This is a genomic window from Pseudomonas sp. FA117, from assembly GCF_057370475.1.
The window spans coordinates 965,687-983,326 of record NZ_CM170675.1 but is presented as its reverse complement, the minus strand read 5'-3'; the positions used below and the strand labels follow the sequence as shown (position 1 = coordinate 983,326).

Below are 17,640 nucleotides of genomic sequence, written 5' to 3'. Positions count from 1 at the left end.
ACCCCTGTTTCCCTTCACTTATTGCCCTGCTCTGCGCCCTGCCCCGCCAATGCGGTGCAGCCAGTGGGTGCGAGGTCTTCTTCGATGTCGGTGCTGCATGCCCAGCCGGTGGCCGAGCGGGTCAGGGTCATCTGCTTGCCCACTACGTTGGCCGGGGCATCGGCCAGGGTGCAGGCGATGCTGGCGGTGCCGGCGGCGGCGTTGCCGCTGGCGACGATGGCGCAGTGGCTGGTGGTGGGCTGGCCGCCGAGGGCGGCGACGTCGGCGACGTCCTTGCCTTCGTTCAGGCGCAGGTCCATCGGGGTCTTGAGGGCGGAGATCTCAAGCAGGCCGGCGGCGGCTTTGGCGCGGGCCTGGTGGTTGGTGTACATGGGGATGGCGATGGTGGCGAGGATGCCGATGATCGCGACGACGATCATCAGTTCGATCAGGGTGATACCGCGTTGCCCTTTCATAACAGGTTCCTTGTCGATTCGGTCAGGCTGCGAGCCGCTAGGCGGGTCGGGCCGGCTGGGGCGCAGTAGAGCCCAATGGACACCTTTTGTCACCCCTGCGCGGTGGGACGTCGTGTCCGCTGATCTACTCTAGTGAGCGTCTGGAATTTCTGCCCAGGGACGGGCGCGGCAAGCTGTTACCTGGCTTGTCGGGGTGTGGCAAGGAGTGCGGCATGGCTGGTTCGACTCGGTTGTATGCGTGGGAAGGCTCGGATGCGCAGGGCGCGCGGGTGCGTGGGCAGGTGCAGGGGCGCAGCCCGGCGTTGGTGCGGGCGGGGTTGCTGCGCCAGGGGATTCGCGGGGCGCGGGTGTGGCCGGTGGCGGGCGCTGGATGGCGACTACGGGTGCGGCCGGAGAAGGCCGATGCGCCGGGGTTTTCCCGCCAGCTGGCGACCTTGCTCAAGGCGGGGGTGCCGTTGCTGCAGGCCTTCGAGGTGATGGGGCGCAGCGGCGCGGATGCGGGGCTGGTGGGTCTGCTCGAGCGGCTGCAGCAGGATGTGGCGGCGGGGCTGGGCCTGGCCGAGGCGCTGCAGCGGCACCCGCGCTGGTTCGATGCCTTGTACTGCAACCTGGTGCGGGTGGGCGAGCAGTCGGGCACGCTGAACCGACAGCTGGAACAGCTGGCGGACATGCTCGAGCAGCGTCAGGCGCTGCGGCGCAAGGTGCGCAAGGCGATGCTCTATCCGTTGATCCTGCTGCTGACGGGGCTGGGGGTGTCGGCGCTGCTGTTGCTGGAGGTGGTGCCGCGCTTCGAGGGGGTGTTTGCGGGGGTGGGCAAGGAATTGCCGGCGTTCACCCAGTGGGTGATCGACCTCTCCGAGGGGCTGGGCCGGCATCTGCTGGCGGGGCTGGCGGTGGGAGGGCTGGCCGGGCTGGCGCTGCGCAAGCTTTATCGCGAGCATCTGCCGGGGCGCTTGTGGATGTTGCGCCTGGCGCTGCGCCTGCCGGTGTTCGGGCGCCTGCTCAGCCATGCGGCGCTGGCGCGCTTTGCACGCAGCCTGGGCACGGCCTACGGTGCCGGGGTGGCGCTGCTCGATGCGCTGGAGACGGTGGCGGCGGTCAGTGGCGATGCCTTGCACGAGCGGGCGATACGGCAGTTGCGCCAGGGCATGGCCAGTGGCCTGGGGCTGCATCAGGCGATGGCGCTGGAACCGTTGTTCGCGCCGTTGCTGGTGCAGTTGACGGCGATCGGTGAGTCCAGCGGCACGCTGGATACGATGCTGGACAAGGCGGCCTGTCATTACGAGGAACAGGTGGGGCAGGCGCTGGAACAGTTGACCAGCCTGCTGGAGCCCGCCATCGTGCTGGTCCTTGGTGTGCTGGTGGGTGGCCTGGTGGTGGCCATGTACTTGCCGATCTTCCAGTTGGGTAGCTTGATCTGACATGAACCTGTGGACTTTCCTGACCCTCGAGCCGGTGTTTTTCCTGGTGGGCGTGACCGTGCTCGGGCTGCTGGTGGGCAGCTTCCTCAACGTGCTGGTGCACCGTTTGCCGCGGATGCTGGAGCGTCAGTGGCAGGACGAGGCGCGCGAAGTACTGGGGCTGCCGGCGCAGGCGCATGCGCGTTACGACCTGTGCCTGCCGGGCTCGCACTGCCCTGGCTGCGGGCATTCGATTCGTGCGTGGGAAAACATCCCGGTGCTGAGCTACCTGGCGCTGCGCGGGCGGTGCTCGGCGTGCAAGGGGCCGATCAGCCCGCGCTATCCGCTGGTGGAACTGGCCAGTGCCGGGCTGGCGCTGCTGGTGGCGTGGCACTTCGGGGTCAGCGTGCAGGCACTGCTGGCGCTGGTGCTGACCTGGTGCCTGCTGGCCTTGAGCCTGATCGATGCCGACCATCAACTGCTGCCGGACGTGCTGGTGCTGCCGACGCTGTGGCTGGGGTTGGTGGTCAATGCCTTCGGGGTGTTCGTGCCGCTGGCCGATGCGCTGTGGGGCGCGGTGATCGGCTACCTGAGCCTGTGGTCGGTGTACTGGGTGTTCCGCCTGGTTACCGGCAAGGAGGGGCTGGGCTATGGCGACTTCAAGCTGCTGGCACTGCTCGGGGCCTGGGGCGGCTGGCAGCTGTTGCCGCTGACGCTGCTGTTGTCGTCGCTGGTGGGGGCGGTGATCGGCCTGTGCCTGCTGCGCCTGCGCCGGGCTCCGCTGGGCACGACGATGCCTTTCGGACCCTATCTGGCCATTGCGGGCTGGATCGCATGGCTCTGGGGTGATGAAATGTACGCTTCCTACATGCAACTGCTTGGATACTGATGACCACTGCTGCATTTACTCCCTGGATTCTCGGGCTGACCGGCGGCATCGGCAGCGGCAAGAGCGCTGCCGCCGAGCGTTTCGTCGAGCTTGGCGTGCACCTGGTGGACGCCGACCAGGCCGCGCGCTGGGTGGTCGAGCCGGGTCGGCCGGCGCTGGCGCGCATCGTCGAGCGCTTCGGTGCCGGGGTGCTGCTGGACGATGGCACGCTCGATCGCTCGGCCCTGCGCCAGCAGATCTTCGCCGACCCGGCGCAGCGGCGCTGGCTCGAGCAGCTTTTGCACCCGCTGATCGGGCAGGAGATCTTCAGCTACCTGGCCAAGGCCGAGTCGCCCTATGCGGTGTACGTGTCGCCGCTGCTGATCGAGTCGGTCCAGTACCAGAAGACCCAGCGCATCCTGGTGATCGATGTGCCGCAGGACGTGCAGATCGCGCGTACCCTGCTGCGCGACAACACCAGCGAGGAACAGGTGCAGGCGATTCTCAAGGCGCAGTTGGCGCGTGAGGAGCGTCTGCGCCATGCCGACGATGTGGTGGTCAATGACCGTGACCTGCCGTGGCTGCATGCGCAGATCGATCGGTTGCATGCCTTTTACCTGACTTTGCGAGGAGGCCAGCCTTGAGCCAGCCAATGACCGTCGACTGCCCGACCTGTGGCGCACCTGTGGAATGGAGCGAAAAGAGCCCGAACCGGCCATTCTGCTCGGATCGCTGCAAGCTGATCGACCTGGGGGCCTGGGCGTCTGAAGAGCACAAGATTCCGGCGGCGCCGGAGTCGGAGGATGAGCTGTATTCGGGGGATCTTGAGCCTCGGCATTGATTTGACTGGGGGGCGGGTGGTGAATGGCACCGGCTTTGCCGGTGATCGCGGGACAAGCCCGCTCCCACAGGGATTGGGCTGATCTTTGGATTTTGGGCAAGACAGCTGCACCCAAAGGCCTGGACTGGCCTTTGGATTTTGAGCAAGACAGGGGCTCCACAAGGGGGTTCCACGGGGATTTTTACAGGTGATTCAGTCCCTCCCCTGGCCTTCGTCATCCTTCCACGGCGCCTGCAGGTAGCGGGTGCGGTTGAAGGTTTCCAGCCACTCGGGGCGGAACACCACCAGGGCGCTGATGATGGTGCCGTTGATGAACGCCTCGGGGAACATCATCAGCCACAGGTAGCCGACGAAATCGCCGAGCCACTCGGGCATGGCGAACAGGCCGTCCAGCCACAGCAGGCCCAGCGCAGCCATCAGGCACAGCAAGGTCGCCAGGGCGGCGGCGAAGAATCCCGAACAGAAGATATAGACGAACAGGTTACGCGGCTGGGCGCGTTCGACCAGGATCGCGCACAGCTCGGTGACCAGCACCGGCAGGCCGATGATCAACAGGCCGTTGACGCCCAGCGCCGCGAGGTCCTGACGGCCGAGGGCGAGCAGGCCGAGCTGGGCGAGAAAACCACCGAGAATGGCCAGCGGCCAGTCCAGCAGCAGGGTCACGGCGGTCATGCCGAGGAAGTGGTACGACACGCCGGTGTCGAAATCGCGCCGCACCAGCCATAGCGCGAACAGGCCGAACACGGTGCCGAACAGCAGGTGCTGGCGGCGGGTGTCGCTGAACAGCTCGACCCAGCGGGTACGGCTGGCTGCCCAGATCAGCAGGGGAACGTAGGCCAGCCAGCCGAGGGTGAGGCTGGTGGAAGACAGGACCTGTGCGCTGATCACCGCGACCTCGCGTGCATGTCGGACTGTTTCCAGTCTACACCCATTCCCCGGTGGCGATTCCCACGAACAAACAAGCCCTTATCCTTCACAATTGCAGGCTAAGCTTGTTTTCATGGATGACTCAGACTACCTGCGCCTGCTTACCATCCAGGCCGAACAAGCCAATGCGTTCCTGTCCAATGCCCGCAAGTGGGAGCGTGAGCGTTGGGTCTGCCAGCGCCTGCTGCAAGGGCTGAACATTCCCTACCGCAGCGAAGACTTCACCCCCGCCGGGCAGGAACCGCCGGACGTGCTGTTTCGCGATGCGGCGTTCGAGGTGTTCTTCGTGCTCGACGAGGGGCGGCGCCTGAACGACGAATGGCGCGAGGAACTGCAGCGCCGGCGCAGCGCCTTCTCCCTGGCCCAGCTGGTGCGCCGCGAGGCGCGGCCGCGGCGGATCAGCGCCCAGGAACTGCTCGCGCGCCTGGCGCCGACCCTGCGCAAGAAGGCGCACAACTACCGCGAACGCGGGCTGGACCTGAGCGAGCTGGACATCATCGCCTTCGCCAGCCTAAAGCGCGAGGTGCTCGACCTCAACAGCCACTTCCCGCCCCCCACCGAATACCTGCGCCAGGGCTGGCGCTCGCTGTCGCTGGTGGGGCCGACCTTCGCCCGGGTGCTGTTCGCCCACCCCGACGCCCCGGATTTCCTGCGCGGCAACCTGGGGCGCAGCATCCTGTTCGACGTCGGTATCAGTCTTTGATCGCGTGCCGGGTGTGTTTGCGATGGCGTACACTCGGCGGCGGAGATGAAAGGTATTATCATTTGTTTCAAGAGCTTCCGAAAACGCTGCAGGAACGGTTGTAGCGTTCTCGTCGTCCAAAGCGTCTATCAATGAGGCCCACCATGACCAGCCGCCTGAATCCGGAAGATCAGCGTCGCGTGGATGAGTATCTGCGAGCCCCCCAGCATCAAGTCGAGCGCAAGCCTTTCCGGCCCTGGCTGCTCCTTGCCCTGGTGGTGATCGTGACCATCGGTCTGGGCCTGTTGAGCCGCCTGCTGAGTGGACTGGTGCTATGAGCTGCCTTGCGCTCGCCCGCCCCTCTTGCCCGAAGCGGCCGGACCTTGTGTCCACGAATTCCGTAAAACTTGTGAGATATCCCCATGACTCATCGCATCGTGATTGTCGGCGGCGGCGCCGGCGGCGTGGAACTGGCGACCCGCCTGGGTAAAAGCCTGGGCAAGCGCAAGCGCGCCGAGATCACCCTGGTCGACGCCAACCTGACGCACATCTGGAAACCGCTGCTGCACGAAGTGGCCGCCGGCTCGCTCAATTCCTCGGAAGACGAGCTGAACTACGTGGCCCAAGCCAAGTGGAACCACTTCAACTTCCAGCTGGGGCGCATGAGCGGCCTGGACCGTGAAGGCAAGCAGATCCAGCTGGCCGCCACCCTCGACGAAGATGGCCGCGAGCTGCTGCCGGCGCGCACCCTGGGCTACGACACCCTGGTGATCGCCGTGGGCAGCAGCACCAACGACTTCGGCACCCTGGGCGCGGCGCAGCACTGCCTGTTCCTCGACAGCCGCAAGCAGGCCGAGCGCTTCCACCAGCAGTTGCTCAATCACTACCTGCGCGCCCACGCCGGCGATCAGGCCAGCGAGAAGATCAGCGTGGCCATCGTCGGTGCCGGTGCCACCGGCGTGGAGCTGGCCGCCGAGCTGCACAACGCGGCGCACGAGCTGGCCGCCTATGGCCTGGACCGCATCCAGCCCAAGGACATGCACATCACCCTGATCGAGGCCGGCCCGCGCGTGCTGCCGGCGCTGCCGGAGCGCATCAGCGTGCCGGTGCACAAGACCCTGGAGAAGCTCGGGGTGACGGTGATGACCAACGCTGCGGTCAGCGAAGTGACCGAGGAAGGCCTGAAGACCGCCACCGGCGAGGTGATCCAGGCGAGCCTCAAGGTGTGGGCGGCGGGCATCCGTGCCCCGGGCTTCCTCAAGGACATCGACGGGCTGGAGACCAACCGCATCAACCAGCTGGTGGTGCGCCCGACCCTGCAGACCACCCGCGATGACGCTATCTTCGCCTTCGGTGACTGCGCGGCCTGCCCGCAGCCGGGCAGCGACCGCAACGTGCCGCCGCGGGCGCAGGCCGCTCACCAGCAGGCCTCGATGCTGGCCAAGAGCCTGAAGGCGCGGCTGGAGAACAAGCCGCTGCTCAGCTACACGTACAAGGACTACGGCTCGCTGGTGTCGCTGTCGCGCTTCTCGGCGGTGGGCAACCTGATGGGCAACCTGACCGGCAGCGTGATGCTGGAGGGCTGGCTGGCGCGGATGTTCTACGTGTCGCTGTACCGCATGCACCAGATGGCCCTGTACGGGGTGTTCCGCACGGCGATGCTGATGATCGGCAGCAAGATCGGCCGCGGCACCGAGCCGCGGCTGAAGCTGCACTGACCGGCCGCCACCGGCGGGGCCGTACGCCGGCCCCGATCAATGATGCTTGCCGGGCGCCCTGTCCGGCAGCACGATGCGCACGTTCTCCATCATCCCCTGGTCCTCGTGGTCGAGGATGTGGCAGTGCAGCACGAAGTCGCCGATGTAGCGCTGGTAGCGGGTGTTGACGTACACCGTGTAGCGCCCGCCCCCGGCCTGCGACGGCCCTTTGACCATCAGCGTATCCTTCCACGCCCCCTTCAGCCCCGCATACTGGTCATCACCATCCACGTCCACCGCACCGGGCGCACTGAGGTCGGTGCCGTCCGGCGCGATGACCCTGTCGATCTGGAACGGATTGACGTGAATGTGGAACGGGTGGTTGGCCAGCCCCGACTGCAACTCCCATTGCTGGGCCTGGCCGAGCACCAGGGTGCGGTCGATCTTCGCCGGGTCGTAAGGCTTGGTGTCGTCAAGCGTGGTGCCGACCTCGAAGCTCGGCGGCGTGCGGGTGTTGTCGATGAAGAACACCAGTTGCTGCCTTTCGGGCACCAGCTCATCCGCCACGATATCAACGTGCGGGATGAAGCGGGTCAGCTTGAGGTGATCGCGAAGGTCCCTGACGATCTGTGAACGCAGGGGCTCGGTAAAGACGCGCTGCGCCGCGCGCACCAATTGCTCGGTGAGATGGCGATGGATGTCGTCGACCGGGCTGCCCTCCCCCACCTCGACGATGCCGATGACCTGCCGCTCGTTGGCTTCGAGATTGATGCTGCCGGTGCCGACGAAGTCTTCGTCGACCACGCAGTAGGTGCCCGCCTCGGGAAATACCACCAACAGATCGTGGCGGTAGCCCGTCTGCAGTACGCTGTGCTTCTGTTGCCGCGCCTGGGCCAGGGTAAGGCCGTCGTCGGCAACCACATGAAACGGCACCGGCGTGCCGGTACAGCGCTGTTCAAGTGCCGAGATAGCCGCCTCACCCTCGATACCGATGCCCGGCCCGTCCTTCATCCTGTAGAAGCTGAGGTTGATCGTGTCGCGCAGGCCCGCATGAATCAGCCGCCAACGCTCGACCTGGCCTGCACGGGCATCGCCGAAGGTGGGCTGGACTTCGCCATTGATGCTGGTGAAGCGGCCGGAGGCTGCCCAGGCGCCCGCAGCGAATTGCCGGTAGGACTCCACCAGCCCGACCTGCCCCTCCCGGCACTGCCATTGCAGATCGCCCTCGGGCAGCCCGCCAGCCTTGTCGCCACAGGCGTAGGGAATCTGCTGCAGCACCAGCAGGCGCTCGGTGAACGGCTGCTCGGCGCTGGGCCTGAGCAAGGTGTCGAGGTCGCCGTTGCTGTCCTCGGTGGGTACGCGCTCGCCCCGTACGATCAGTGCCCCGGCCATGCCGCTGGCCACCTGCATGGCAGTGGAACCATGGCGGTGCGTGTGGTACCAGAAGGTCCCGGCCGGGTGGTCGGCGGGGATGTTGTACTCGTACTCGAAGCTGACCCCGGGGTTGATCGACAGCAGCACGTTGTCGCTGTTGCCGGCTGGGTTTATCCACAAACCATGGGTGTGCAGGTTGGTGCCATTGAAGCAGTGGGGGGCGTTCGGTGCGTGCCCGTGGTCCAGGCAGCTGTCATCGTCGGGCAGGCGGTTATGCAGGTTCAGGCGCACGGTATCGCCAGGGCTCACCTCCAGGGTCGGCGCCACCAGGGGCTGGCCGGGGCCGATGTTGAGCCCGGTGTAGCTGCGCAGGTAGACCGGCACCCGTTCGCCAGTGACCGGGTCATGCAGGGTGTTCTCGGTGTACTGGATGGCCAGGTCGAACACATGCTCACGCCCGGCGTGGATGTTGTCCAGGGCCGGCCTGGGGGCCAGCTGTGGCGGGTTGGCGAATGGGCGCGGGTCGGGCGCGGCGCGCAGGCCGTCGATGCCTGCGGCCAGGGCGGCGAATGTCAAGGTAGCCTGCAGGACAGGCTTCAGGCGCTGCATGTTCGTCTCTCCATTGGTTGGCGATGCAATGGGAAACGATCAAGACACCTTCAAGCCATCCAGCCCGCGACCACCACAAGTGCTTCCCTGCACACCTGAACCATAGCCCACCTTCGGCCATTCACCCGGCCAGCTATAGCGCCATACCGTCGAAGGCGACCTGCACCCGCGCATCAAGCGCGTCGGGATGGTCGATCAGCCAGGCATCGAGCGTATGCCCGACATGGGTCAGCACCCCGCTGGCCGGTGCCAGGCGCTCGATGATCTGCAGCGCCAGGGTCAGGTCGTTGTGGTTACGCGGCGCAACCGGCTGCGGCGGCATCGAGCAGTCCAGCACCAGTACATCCAGTGCCACGGCCTGCAACGCTTCGAAGGTCGCCTCCGGCAAACCGACGGTGTCGGTCAGGTAGGCGATCCGCCGCCCCTCGCCCTCCAGCAGATAGCCGAAGGTCGGTTTGGAATGCACCAGCGGCAAGGCCGTCACCGTCAACTCGCCCAGTGCCCGTCGCTCGAACGGCGCGAACGGCTGGCTGAAATCGAGAATTCCGGGGTGCTTGTACAAATCCGCCAGGCCCTCCGGGTCGGCCGGCCCGTACACGGGCAGCACCAGCCCCTGCCCCCAGCGCAGGTGCAGCAGGCCCTGGGCGTGATCGGCGTGGTAGTGGGTCTGGAGAATGCCGGCGAAACTGCGCGGCGGGAAACGCTCGGTGAGGTCGGGCAGGCCGCTGTCGAGCAGCCAGCGTTGCCCGCCGCATTCGACCAGCGCGCTGCACGGCAGGCGCCGGTGGCGTGGCTGGTGACGGGCGCGCTCGCAGGCGCGGCAGCTGCAGCCATACACCGGCACCTGGCGCGCATCGCCGGTGCCGAGCAGGGTCAGGCGCATGGCCGCTCCAGGTGCGCGAGCAAGCGCGCAACGGTGTCGGCCAGCGGCCCGGAGTTGTCCAGCACCAGCAGCGTGGGGTCGGCCTGATGCGCTTCGCTGGCAAAGCGGGCATTGCGCGCCAGCCGTGCCTCCACCTCCACCTGCGACTCCCGCCCCCGCGCCAGCAGGCGCTGGCGCAGCACGTCGTGCTCGACGCTGAGCAGCACCACCTGCAAGTGCGGATAGCGTTGCCGGGCCTTGTCCAGGTAACCCCGCGAGCCATTGACCAGCACGTCCTGCCCTTCGGCCAGCCACTGATCGATGACCCGCGGGATGCCGTAGTGCAAGCCGTTGGCCTGCCAGTGCAAGGCGAACGCGCCATCCTCGCGCATCTGCTCGAACTGCGCGGCGCTCACTGCCAGGGCCGCTTCGCCCATCGCCTCGGCGGACCGGGTGATGACCCGCCTGGCAATGCAGCAGTTGCGTGCCGTCAGTTGTTCACGGGCGGCGTCCAGCAGGCTGTCCTTGCCGGATCCGGACGGCCCGATCAGGTAGATCAACCTGCCTGCCATCAGTACACCCTCTTCGCTTCTCGCCATACCTGACGCACCAGTGGCACGCCGTCATACCGCACCTGCAGCAGGTCGGCGCGCAGGCCGACGCGGATATCGCCACGGTCCTGCAGCCCCGCCGCGCGTGCCGGCGCGCCACTGACCATGTGCATCGCGCGCGGCAAGCCGATGCCCCCCTCCCCGGCCATACCGAGGATGAACGCCGCGTGCAGCAGGCTCGCCGGATAGTAGTCGCTGGAGAGGATATCGAGCAGCCCCTCGCGCGCCAAGTCGGCCGCCGCCACGTTGCCCGAGTGCGATCCGCCGCGCACGATGTTCGGCGCGCCCATCAGCACTTTCATGTCCAGCCTCTGGCAGGCCCGCGCCGCTTCCAGGGTGGTGGGGAACTCGGCGATGCTCATGCCGAAGCCCGCCGACTCCTCGACATGCGCGACCGTGGCGTCGTCGTGGCTGGCCACCGACAGGCCACGGGCCAGGCAGTGTTCGACGATGGCCTTGCGGTAACGATCACTGTAGACCTGCGAGTTGGCCACCTGTTCGACGATGAACGCGCTCATCTGCTCTTCGCTCAGGTGGTACTTGCCCATGTAGTACTCGCGGTACTTGGACTCCAGGGCGAACTGGCGCTGGCCCGGCGAGTGGTCCATGGTCGACACCAGTTGCACCAGCGGGTGCTCGACCAGGTCGCGGAACACGCCGAGGGTGTCGGGATGGCAGACTTCGCAGCGCAGGTGCAGGCGGTGCTCGGCGCGGGTCTGCCCGGCTGCGCTGGCGGCGGCGATGGCCGCGACCATGCCCGGCAACTGCTGCATGCGCTTGCCCTTGGGGTTCACGTCACCGATCGACAGGGCATCGAACACCGTGGTGATGCCCGAGGCGATGATCTGCGCATCGTGCGCCAGCACCGCCGGGGCCGAGGGCCAGTCCACGCCGGGGCGTGGGCCGAGGTACTTTTCCAGGTTGTCGGTGTGCAGCTCGACCAGCCCGGGCAACAGGTAGTCGCCGCCCAGGTCGAGAGCTTGTGGCAGCTGGCTGGCGCCTTCGTCGAGCGCGGCGATGAAGCCGTCGCGCAGCATCACGCTGCCGTGGAATTCGCCTTCGGCGGTGACTACCCGGGCATTACTCAGAATCGTTTCGTTGCTCATGCACAGTACTCCTGTTCGCCCGGCCCCTGCAGGGCCGTGACCTGTTCGCTCATGTCCAGCCAGCGGTCGGCCACGGCCTCGCGCGCCAGCCGGTCGTGGAAAATGCCGATGACGGCGGTGCCGGCGGCCTTGGCCTCACCGATCAGTTCCAGCACCACCTGGCGGTTGGTGTCGTCCAGCGAGGCAGTGGGCTCGTCGAGCAGCAGCAGCGGCCACTCGACCATGAAGCCGCGGGCGATGTTGACCCGCTGCTGCTCGCCACCGGAGAAGGTGCCCGGCGCCAGTGGCCACAGGCGCTGGGGAATGTTCAGCCGCGTCAGCAGGCTTTCGGCGCGCTGGCGGGCCTGGGCCTTGCTCCAGCCGCGGGCCAGGGCCGGCTCCATCACCACGTCGAGCGTGGCCACGCGCGGAATGACCCGCAGGAACTGGCTGACATAGCCCAGGCTGCGCTGGCGCACGCCGAGGATCTGCCGTGGCTCGGCACCGACCAGCTCGAGCCAGCCGCCGTCGTGCCGCACGCGGATGCTGCCACCCGCCGCCAGGTAGTTGCCGTACAAGGTGCGCAGCAAGGTGCTCTTGCCCGCCCCGGAAGGGCCGTGCAGCACCAGGCATTGCCCGGCCTCGACGCTGAACGACAGCCCGCGCAGCACATCGAGCACCACGCCGTGGTGCTGGTGCAGGGTGAAGGTCTTGGAGAGGCCGCTGACCTCGATCACGCAGTTCATCTTCTCGACTCCGTCACAGGTCATGGTTGCAGTACCGAAGACACCAGCAGTTGCGAATAGGGGTGCTGCGGGTCGTCCAGCACCTGGTCGGTGAGGCCGGTCTCGACCACCCGCGAGCGGCGCATCACCATCAACCGGTCGGCCAGCAGGCGTGCCACGGCCAGGTCGTGGGTGACGATCACCACCGCCAGGTCCAGCTCGCGGACCAGGCCGCGCATCAGGTCGAGCAGACGGGCCTGCACCGACACATCGAGCCCACCGGTGGGCTCGTCCATGAACACCAGGCGCGGTGACGACACCAGGTTGCGGGCGATCTGCAGACGCTGCTGCATGCCGCCGGAGAAGGTGCGCGGCAGGTCGTCGATGCGCGCCGGGTCGATCTCCACCTGGCCCAGCCAGTCGATGCCGGCCTGGCGCAGTTGCTGGTAGTGCCGCGCGCCCTGGGCCATCAGGCGTTCGCCGATGTTGGCGCCGGCCGACACGGCCATGCGCAGGCCGTCACGCGGGTTCTGCTCGACGAAGCCCCATTCGGTGCGCAGCAGGGTGCGGCGCTCGGCTTCGCTGGCCTGGTAGAGGTCGAGCCACTGGTCGTCGCGGCCGCGGTACAGCACGCTGCCCTGGTCGGGCGGACAGCGGCCGCTGAGCAGCGACAGCAAGGTCGACTTGCCCGAACCGGACTCCCCGACGATGCCCAGCACCTCGCCCGGATACAGGCGAAAGCTCACGTCCTGGCAGCCCTTCTCCGGGCCATAGAGCTTGCCCAGGCCTTGCACGTCGAGCAGCGGCCGGTCGGCGCTGGCCGGTACGCGGCGGGGCTGTTCGATGGCGGTGTACGCCGGTACTGCGGTCATGTCGGTTCTCCCTGCTGGGCCACGCGCTGGGCGCAGTAATCGGTGTCGGAGCAGACGAAGCGCTGGGTGCCGGCGTCGTCGACGATCAGCTCGTCGAGGAACGAGTTGCGGCTGCCGCAGATGGCGCAGGCCTCGGTCCAGCGCTGGGCCTCGAAGGGGTGGTCCTCGAAGTCCAGGCTCACCACGCGGGTGTAGGGCGGCACGGCGTACAGACGCTTCTCGCGGCCGGCGCCGAACAGCATCAGCGCCGGGCTCATGTCCAGCTTGGGGTTGTCGAACTTGGGAATCGGCGAGGGATCCATCACGTAGCGCTCGTCCACCGTGACCGGGTAGGCGTAGGCGGTGGCGATGTGGCCGAAGGTGGCGATGTCTTCGTAGAGCTTGACGTGCATCACGCCGTAGTCGCCCAGGGCGTGCATGGTGCGGGTCTCGCTTTCCGAGGGCTCGATGAAGCGCAGCGGCTCGGGGATCGGCACCTGGAACACCATGATCTGGTCTTCGTGCAGGGCGGTTTCCGGGATGCGGTGGCGGGTCTGGATGATGCTCGCCTCGGGCGTGCGCTCGGTGGTGGCCACACCTGCCGTGCGGGCGAAGAAGCGGCGGATCGACACCGCGTTGGTGGTGTCGTCGGCGCCCTGGTCAATGACCTTGAGGGTGTCGTCGGCGCCGAGGATCGCGGCGGTCAGTTGCATGCCACCGGTGCCCCAGCCGTAGGGCAGCGGCATCTCGCGACCACCGAAGGGGGCCTGGTAACCGGGGATGGCGACGGCCTTGAGCAGCGCGCGGCGGATCATGCGCTTGGTCTGCTCGTCGAGGTAGGCGAAGTTGTACGCCTCGTCAGGCGCGGTAAGCGCATTCATCAGCGGGTCTCCTGGGCGGTGTGCGGGGCGCGCAGCTTGCGGATCAGTTCCAGTTCGGCCTGGAAGTCGACGTAGTGCGGCAGCTTGAGGTGCGAGACGAAGCCTGCGGCCTCGACGTTGTCGCAATGGGCGAGGACGAATTCCTCCTGCTGCGCGGGCGAGACCAGCTCTTCGGCGTACTCGCCGGCGCGTAGCGAGCGGTCCACCAGGGCCATGGCCATGGCCTTGCGCTCGGCATGCCCGAAGGTCAGGCCGTAGCCACGGGTGAACTGCGCCGGCTCCTGGGCCGAGCCGACGAACTGGTTGACCATCTCGCACTCGGTCACTTCGATCTCCCCCAGGGCGATGGCGAAGCCCAGTTCCTCGGGCTCGATCCACACCTCGACTTCACCGATGCGGATCTCCCCGGCGAAGGGGTGGTTGCGGCCATAACCGCGCTGGGTCGAATAACCCAGTGCCAGAAGAAAGCCTTCGTCGCCACGGGCCAGGGCCTGCAGGCGCTCGGCGCGGTTGGCGGGGTATTCCAGCGGCTCGCGGGTGATGTCCGGCACCGGTGCGCCGTCGTCGTGCTCCTGCTTGATCAGGCCTTCGCGGGCCAGCAGGTCGAGCACGTGGGGGCAGGCTTCGGACGGCTTGACCTCGCGAGTGTCGGGGCCGGGGAACTCGCCTTCGGCGAGCAGGGTGAAGTCGAGCAGGCGGTGGGTGTAGTCGAAGGTCGGACCGAGGCGCTGGCCGCCGGGCAAGTCCTTGAAAGTCGCCGAGATGCGCCGCGACAGGTGCATCCGTGCGGTATCGATCGGCAGGCTGGCGCCAAAGCGCGGCAGCGTGGTGCGGTAGGCGCGCAGCAGGAAGATCGCCTCGACCAGATCGCCGGCCGACTGCTTGATCGCCAGCGCGGCGAGCTGTTCGTCGTACAGCGAGCCTTCGGTCATCACCCGCGCCACGGCCAGCGGCAGTTGCTGGCGGATCTGCTCGACGTCCAGCTCGGCGATGTCGGTGTCGCCACGGCGCTGCTTGGCCAGCAGGCGGTGGGCGTTGTCGATGGCCTGTTCGCCACCTTTGACGGCTACGTACATCAGGCGTGCTCCTCGAATGCGATGCGGGTGCTGCGCGGCAGGCCGAGCAGGTGCGGGCCGGCGATGAACAAGAGGTCCAGGCCGCGCGGGAAGGCCTGGCGCGCGTCGCGTTGCTGCCAGAAGCGTGCAGTCAGCGGCAGGGCGACGGGCTGGCGGTCGCGGATGCCGGGGCCGTGCCAGGCGGTTCGTGCACCGCCATCCAGCTGCGGCAACTGCACCAGCAGGGTGCAGGACTGGTCGGGGTAGCGGTCGTTGCCGCTGTCAAAATCGCTGAGGTCGTCCAGGTCGTGGGCGTCGAGCAAAGCGAAGCGGGCCTGCTGGCGCTCGCTCACGAACGGGCAGCCGCAATGGAAGGCCAGGTTGGCGCGGATGATCGCGGTGTCGAAGGCCGGGGCCAGCCACACTGGCGTGTCGACATCCAGCAAGGCCAGGCACAGGGCATGGGTGGCAGCGTCCAGGCCGGCCAGTGCCGGCGGCAGGTGGGCGGCGGACATGGTCTGGACCTGGCCGGGATTGGCCAGGGCCTTGAGGGCCACGCGGAAGCTGCGCTGGGCATCGAGCACCGGGTCATTGAAGGCCGGTTGCAACAGGGCGCTGTTCATTGGTTGTCTCCTCGGACCAGGGTGAAGAACTCCACCCGGGTGGCGGCGGTGTCGGCTTGCTGGTCGGCGCGGCGGCGCGCCTGGGCCTTGGCCAGGGGCTCGACCAGTGCGGCCAGCCATTGCTCCTGGTGCGGGCCCTGCAGGTGCGCGTCGGCCAGTGCGGCCAGCTCGGCGCCGCGTTTGTCGCGCCCGGCCAGGTAGCTGTAGCCGGTGCGGCCGTCGGCCAGGCGCACCACGCAGCGGGTCACGGTCATCTCGCCGAGGTTGAAGGGCGCGCCGCTGGCGCCCATGCGGCCACGGACCAGGGTCATGCCGATTTCCGGGGCGCGGATCAGTTGGTAGTCGGCGTCGCGCAGCGCGGCTTCATGGGCGAGCAGTTCACTGCCCTGGGCACGGCTGAGCACGCCCATCCAGCGCTGGCGCGTAGCGTGTTCGGGGGAGAGCTGGGTTGGCGAAGGGGCCATGGGTGATTCCTCTTCTGGAAAACGGTGTGGTTCAAGGTGTCGCTGCCCGCTCCTGCTGGGCCGGGCATTCATGTCGTGACCTGATACTGAAAGCGGTCGGAACGGCTGATGGAGTGGGCGATCTCCACCGGTCGGCCATGTACATCGCGCGACAGGGTGAGCACAGTGAGCACCGGCAGGTGCCGGGGCATCAGCAGCTCGCTGGCCTCCTCGCGGCTGGGCAGGCGCGCGCCGATCACGCTGAAGGCCCGCGACAGCGGCCACTGGCGCTCGGCGAAGTAACCGCGCACCGAGCCGCCCTGGTAGTCGGCGAGAAATGCCGTGTGCCCGGCGCAGTAGCGGTGACGAATCAGGCTGATCGGCTGGCCGTCGAGGCGGCGCAGGGTGTACAGCTCCACCAGCGGCGCCAGCTCGGCCAGCCCCAGGTGCGCGGCTTCGTCAGCGGTGGCGCGGCAGGCGCGGCGGTGCAGCAGATGCGCCTGCACCCCATGGCCCTGCGCCGACAGCGACTGGCTGAAGGCACTTTCGGCTGCCACCGGGTACACCAGTGGTCGCGATAGCACCTGGGTGCCCTTGCCCTGGCGGCGCAGCAGGCAGCCTTCCTGCACCAGTTCATCGATCGCGCGGCGCACGGTGTGGCGATTGACCTTGAAGCGTGCCGCCAACTGCACCTCGGCCGGCAGGAAATCCCCGGCGCGGTAGTCGGCCAGTTCCCGACGCAAGGTGGCGGCCAGTTCCAGGTAGATCGGTTCGGCTTGTCTAGACAATTGCATCGCTTAAAAAAGGGCCGATGCCCTCTCCTGTGGTTCGATTCAGATGAACTGCTTGCGCAGGCGCTGCGAGGCCACGTCGATCAGGCTGACCACCAGGATGATCACCAGCAGTACCGAGCAGGTCTGGGTGAACTGGAAGGCGCGGATGTTCTCCCAGAGAATCACGCCGATGCCCCCTGCCCCGACCATCCCGACCACGGTGGCCGAGCGCACGTTGGACTCGAAGCGGTACAGCGCGTAGGAGATCCACAACGGCAGCACCTGCGGGATCACCGCGAACACCACCTCCTGCACGGCACTGGCGCCGGTGGCCCGCACGCCTTCCACAGGCCCCGGATCAATGGCCTCGACGGCTTCGGCGAACAGCTTGGCGAGCACGCCCGTGGTACTTATCCACAGCGCCAGCACCCCGGCGAACGGCCCCAGGCCGACGGCGACGACGAACAACATGGCGAACACCATCTCGTTGATCGACCGGCACGCGTCCATGCAGCGGCGCAGTGGCTGGTGCACCCACCAAGGGGTGATGTTGTCGGCACAGAGAATGCCCAGCGGGATGGCGCAGACGATGGCCAGCAAGGTGCCCCACAGGGCGATGTGCACGGTGACGATCATCTCCTTGAGGTAGCTGCGCCATTCGGTGAAGTCGGGCGGGAAGAAGTCGGCGGCGAAGGTCGCCATGTTGCCGCCGTCGCGCAGCAGCGCCTGGGGGTTCATTTCGGCGCCCTTCCAGGCCCAGGCCATGACCAGGGCGAACAGGCCCCAGCCCAGGTAGCGGCCCCAGCCGCGCCGCTCGGCGGCATTGAGCGCAAGTGCGGGTGAACTCATGTCGATGTCCTCTGCAGGCGGCGCGGCGG

At 67.4% G+C, this 17,640-nt stretch carries 21 protein-coding genes; 7 read left to right on the top strand and 14 right to left on the bottom strand.

Annotated features, from left to right (window positions below):
- Positions 1-14: 14 nt before the first annotated feature.
- Complete coding sequence (locus AC1TXO_RS04580) at positions 15-455, bottom strand: pilin (protein WP_486405228.1); 441 nt, start codon at positions 453-455, stop codon at positions 15-17.
- 212 nt (positions 456-667) lie between these two features.
- Between AC1TXO_RS04580 and AC1TXO_RS04575 the strand changes: the two genes are divergently transcribed.
- Genes AC1TXO_RS04575 through yacG form a run of 4 tightly spaced genes read left to right on the top strand, consistent with a single transcriptional unit; the run spans position 668 to position 3,564 of the window.
- Entirely contained in the window at positions 668-1,876 is a 1,209-nt protein-coding gene (locus AC1TXO_RS04575; RefSeq protein WP_486405227.1) for a type II secretion system F family protein, read from the top strand.
- Between the two features lies 1 nt (position 1,877).
- Positions 1,878-2,744, top strand: coding sequence for a prepilin peptidase (locus AC1TXO_RS04570; RefSeq protein ID WP_486405226.1), 867 nt, complete (start codon positions 1,878-1,880; stop codon positions 2,742-2,744).
- Entirely contained in the window at positions 2,744-3,367 is a 624-nt protein-coding gene (coaE, locus tag AC1TXO_RS04565) for a dephospho-CoA kinase (protein ID WP_486405225.1), read from the top strand. The genes AC1TXO_RS04570 and coaE overlap by 1 nt, the downstream gene beginning before the upstream one ends.
- Complete coding sequence (gene yacG, locus AC1TXO_RS04560) at positions 3,364-3,564, top strand: DNA gyrase inhibitor YacG (protein WP_486405224.1); 201 nt, start codon at positions 3,364-3,366, stop codon at positions 3,562-3,564. Before coaE ends, yacG begins: the two co-directional genes overlap by 4 nt.
- Positions 3,565-3,756: 192 nt before the next feature.
- Here the strand turns inward: yacG and AC1TXO_RS04555 are convergent, their stop codons facing one another.
- The gene (locus AC1TXO_RS04555) at positions 3,757-4,452 is read right to left on the bottom strand and encodes an energy-coupling factor ABC transporter permease (protein WP_486405223.1); all 696 of its coding nucleotides are present in this window, start codon (positions 4,450-4,452) and stop codon (positions 3,757-3,759) included.
- A 112-nt stretch (positions 4,453-4,564) separates the two neighbouring features.
- Between AC1TXO_RS04555 and AC1TXO_RS04550 the strand changes: the two genes are divergently transcribed.
- The 3 genes from AC1TXO_RS04550 (at position 4,565) to AC1TXO_RS04540 (ending at position 6,891) form a co-directional block, all read left to right on the top strand.
- Complete coding sequence (locus AC1TXO_RS04550) at positions 4,565-5,194, top strand: DUF1780 domain-containing protein (RefSeq protein WP_065863331.1); 630 nt, start codon at positions 4,565-4,567, stop codon at positions 5,192-5,194.
- Between the two features lie 143 nt (positions 5,195-5,337).
- On the top strand, positions 5,338-5,511 hold the full coding sequence (locus tag AC1TXO_RS04545) for a DUF3094 family protein (RefSeq protein ID WP_054895237.1): 174 nt from the start codon (positions 5,338-5,340) through the stop codon (positions 5,509-5,511).
- A gap of 84 nt (positions 5,512-5,595) precedes the next feature.
- Positions 5,596-6,891 (top strand): NAD(P)/FAD-dependent oxidoreductase, encoded by a 1,296-nt coding sequence (locus AC1TXO_RS04540; protein ID WP_486405222.1) that lies wholly within the window; start codon positions 5,596-5,598, stop codon positions 6,889-6,891.
- 36 nt (positions 6,892-6,927) lie between these two features.
- On the opposite strand, the gene AC1TXO_RS04535 is transcribed toward AC1TXO_RS04540, so the two are convergent.
- The 12 genes from AC1TXO_RS04535 to phnE form a co-directional block, all read right to left on the bottom strand.
- Positions 6,928-8,853, bottom strand: coding sequence for a multicopper oxidase family protein (locus AC1TXO_RS04535; protein ID WP_486405221.1), 1,926 nt, complete (start codon positions 8,851-8,853; stop codon positions 6,928-6,930).
- Positions 8,854-8,986: 133 nt separating this feature from the next.
- Positions 8,987-9,736, bottom strand: coding sequence for a phosphonate metabolism protein PhnP (gene phnP, locus AC1TXO_RS04530; protein ID WP_486405220.1), 750 nt, complete (start codon positions 9,734-9,736; stop codon positions 8,987-8,989).
- A complete protein-coding gene (gene phnN, locus AC1TXO_RS04525) occupies positions 9,727-10,287 on the bottom strand; it encodes a phosphonate metabolism protein/1,5-bisphosphokinase (PRPP-forming) PhnN (RefSeq protein WP_486405219.1) in 561 nt (186 codons plus the stop codon). Before phnN ends, phnP begins: the two co-directional genes overlap by 10 nt.
- Positions 10,287-11,432, bottom strand: a complete 1,146-nt coding sequence (locus AC1TXO_RS04520; protein WP_486405218.1) for an alpha-D-ribose 1-methylphosphonate 5-triphosphate diphosphatase — start codon at positions 11,430-11,432, stop codon at positions 10,287-10,289. Before AC1TXO_RS04520 ends, phnN begins: the two co-directional genes overlap by 1 nt.
- The gene (gene phnL / locus AC1TXO_RS04515) at positions 11,429-12,157 is read right to left on the bottom strand and encodes a phosphonate C-P lyase system protein PhnL (RefSeq protein WP_486406786.1); all 729 of its coding nucleotides are present in this window, start codon (positions 12,155-12,157) and stop codon (positions 11,429-11,431) included. Before phnL ends, AC1TXO_RS04520 begins: the two co-directional genes overlap by 4 nt.
- A gap of 20 nt (positions 12,158-12,177) precedes the next feature.
- Positions 12,178-13,008 (bottom strand): phosphonate C-P lyase system protein PhnK, encoded by an 831-nt coding sequence (gene phnK, locus AC1TXO_RS04510; protein WP_486405217.1) that lies wholly within the window; start codon positions 13,006-13,008, stop codon positions 12,178-12,180.
- Positions 13,005-13,868 carry an alpha-D-ribose 1-methylphosphonate 5-phosphate C-P-lyase PhnJ gene (locus AC1TXO_RS04505; RefSeq protein ID WP_486405216.1) on the bottom strand — a complete coding sequence of 288 codons (864 nt, stop codon included), beginning with the start codon at positions 13,866-13,868 and terminating at the stop codon, positions 13,005-13,007. The genes phnK and AC1TXO_RS04505 overlap by 4 nt, the downstream gene beginning before the upstream one ends.
- Entirely contained in the window at positions 13,868-14,944 is a 1,077-nt protein-coding gene (locus AC1TXO_RS04500) for a carbon-phosphorus lyase complex subunit (protein ID WP_486405215.1), read from the bottom strand. Before AC1TXO_RS04500 ends, AC1TXO_RS04505 begins: the two co-directional genes overlap by 1 nt.
- Positions 14,944-15,546 (bottom strand): phosphonate C-P lyase system protein PhnH, encoded by a 603-nt coding sequence (gene phnH, locus AC1TXO_RS04495; protein ID WP_486405214.1) that lies wholly within the window; start codon positions 15,544-15,546, stop codon positions 14,944-14,946. The genes AC1TXO_RS04500 and phnH overlap by 1 nt, the downstream gene beginning before the upstream one ends.
- Positions 15,543-16,010, bottom strand: coding sequence for a phosphonate C-P lyase system protein PhnG (gene phnG / locus AC1TXO_RS04490; protein WP_486405213.1), 468 nt, complete (start codon positions 16,008-16,010; stop codon positions 15,543-15,545). Before phnG ends, phnH begins: the two co-directional genes overlap by 4 nt.
- A gap of 68 nt (positions 16,011-16,078) precedes the next feature.
- Entirely contained in the window at positions 16,079-16,783 is a 705-nt protein-coding gene (gene phnF / locus AC1TXO_RS04485; protein ID WP_486405212.1) for a phosphonate metabolism transcriptional regulator PhnF, read from the bottom strand.
- A gap of 39 nt (positions 16,784-16,822) precedes the next feature.
- Complete coding sequence (phnE, locus tag AC1TXO_RS04480; RefSeq protein ID WP_486405211.1) at positions 16,823-17,611, bottom strand: phosphonate ABC transporter, permease protein PhnE; 789 nt, start codon at positions 17,609-17,611, stop codon at positions 16,823-16,825.
- Positions 17,612-17,640: the final 29 nt, after the last annotated feature.

What these genes read in the sequence shown, in the direction of transcription:
- coaE (WP_486405225.1), top strand. Translation starts at nt 2,744, where the DNA reads ATGACCACTGCTGCATTTACTCCCTGGATTCTCGGGCTGACCGGCGGC.
- phnH (WP_486405214.1), bottom strand. Translation starts at nt 15,546, where the DNA reads ATGAACAGCGCCCTGTTGCAACCGGCCTTCAATGACCCGGTGCTCGAT.
- AC1TXO_RS04520 (WP_486405218.1), bottom strand. Translation starts at nt 11,432, where the DNA reads ATGAGCAACGAAACGATTCTGAGTAATGCCCGGGTAGTCACCGCCGAA.
- AC1TXO_RS04535 (WP_486405221.1), bottom strand. Translation starts at nt 8,853, where the DNA reads ATGCAGCGCCTGAAGCCTGTCCTGCAGGCTACCTTGACATTCGCCGCC.
- AC1TXO_RS04540 (WP_486405222.1), top strand. Translation starts at nt 5,596, where the DNA reads ATGACTCATCGCATCGTGATTGTCGGCGGCGGCGCCGGCGGCGTGGAA.
- AC1TXO_RS04575 (WP_486405227.1), top strand. Translation starts at nt 668, where the DNA reads ATGGCTGGTTCGACTCGGTTGTATGCGTGGGAAGGCTCGGATGCGCAG.
- AC1TXO_RS04570 (WP_486405226.1), top strand. Translation starts at nt 1,878, where the DNA reads ATGAACCTGTGGACTTTCCTGACCCTCGAGCCGGTGTTTTTCCTGGTG.
- AC1TXO_RS04500 (WP_486405215.1), bottom strand. Translation starts at nt 14,944, where the DNA reads ATGTACGTAGCCGTCAAAGGTGGCGAACAGGCCATCGACAACGCCCAC.
- AC1TXO_RS04545 (WP_054895237.1), top strand. Translation starts at nt 5,338, where the DNA reads ATGACCAGCCGCCTGAATCCGGAAGATCAGCGTCGCGTGGATGAGTAT.
- phnG (WP_486405213.1), bottom strand. Translation starts at nt 16,010, where the DNA reads ATGGCCCCTTCGCCAACCCAGCTCTCCCCCGAACACGCTACGCGCCAG.
- phnL (WP_486406786.1), bottom strand. Translation starts at nt 12,157, where the DNA reads ATGAACTGCGTGATCGAGGTCAGCGGCCTCTCCAAGACCTTCACCCTG.
- phnN (WP_486405219.1), bottom strand. Translation starts at nt 10,287, where the DNA reads ATGGCAGGCAGGTTGATCTACCTGATCGGGCCGTCCGGATCCGGCAAG.
- phnP (WP_486405220.1), bottom strand. Translation starts at nt 9,736, where the DNA reads ATGCGCCTGACCCTGCTCGGCACCGGCGATGCGCGCCAGGTGCCGGTG.
- phnE (WP_486405211.1), bottom strand. Translation starts at nt 17,611, where the DNA reads ATGAGTTCACCCGCACTTGCGCTCAATGCCGCCGAGCGGCGCGGCTGG.
- AC1TXO_RS04505 (WP_486405216.1), bottom strand. Translation starts at nt 13,868, where the DNA reads ATGAATGCGCTTACCGCGCCTGACGAGGCGTACAACTTCGCCTACCTC.
- AC1TXO_RS04550 (WP_065863331.1), top strand. Translation starts at nt 4,565, where the DNA reads ATGGATGACTCAGACTACCTGCGCCTGCTTACCATCCAGGCCGAACAA.
- phnF (WP_486405212.1), bottom strand. Translation starts at nt 16,783, where the DNA reads ATGCAATTGTCTAGACAAGCCGAACCGATCTACCTGGAACTGGCCGCC.
- phnK (WP_486405217.1), bottom strand. Translation starts at nt 13,008, where the DNA reads ATGACCGCAGTACCGGCGTACACCGCCATCGAACAGCCCCGCCGCGTA.
- AC1TXO_RS04580 (WP_486405228.1), bottom strand. Translation starts at nt 455, where the DNA reads ATGAAAGGGCAACGCGGTATCACCCTGATCGAACTGATGATCGTCGTC.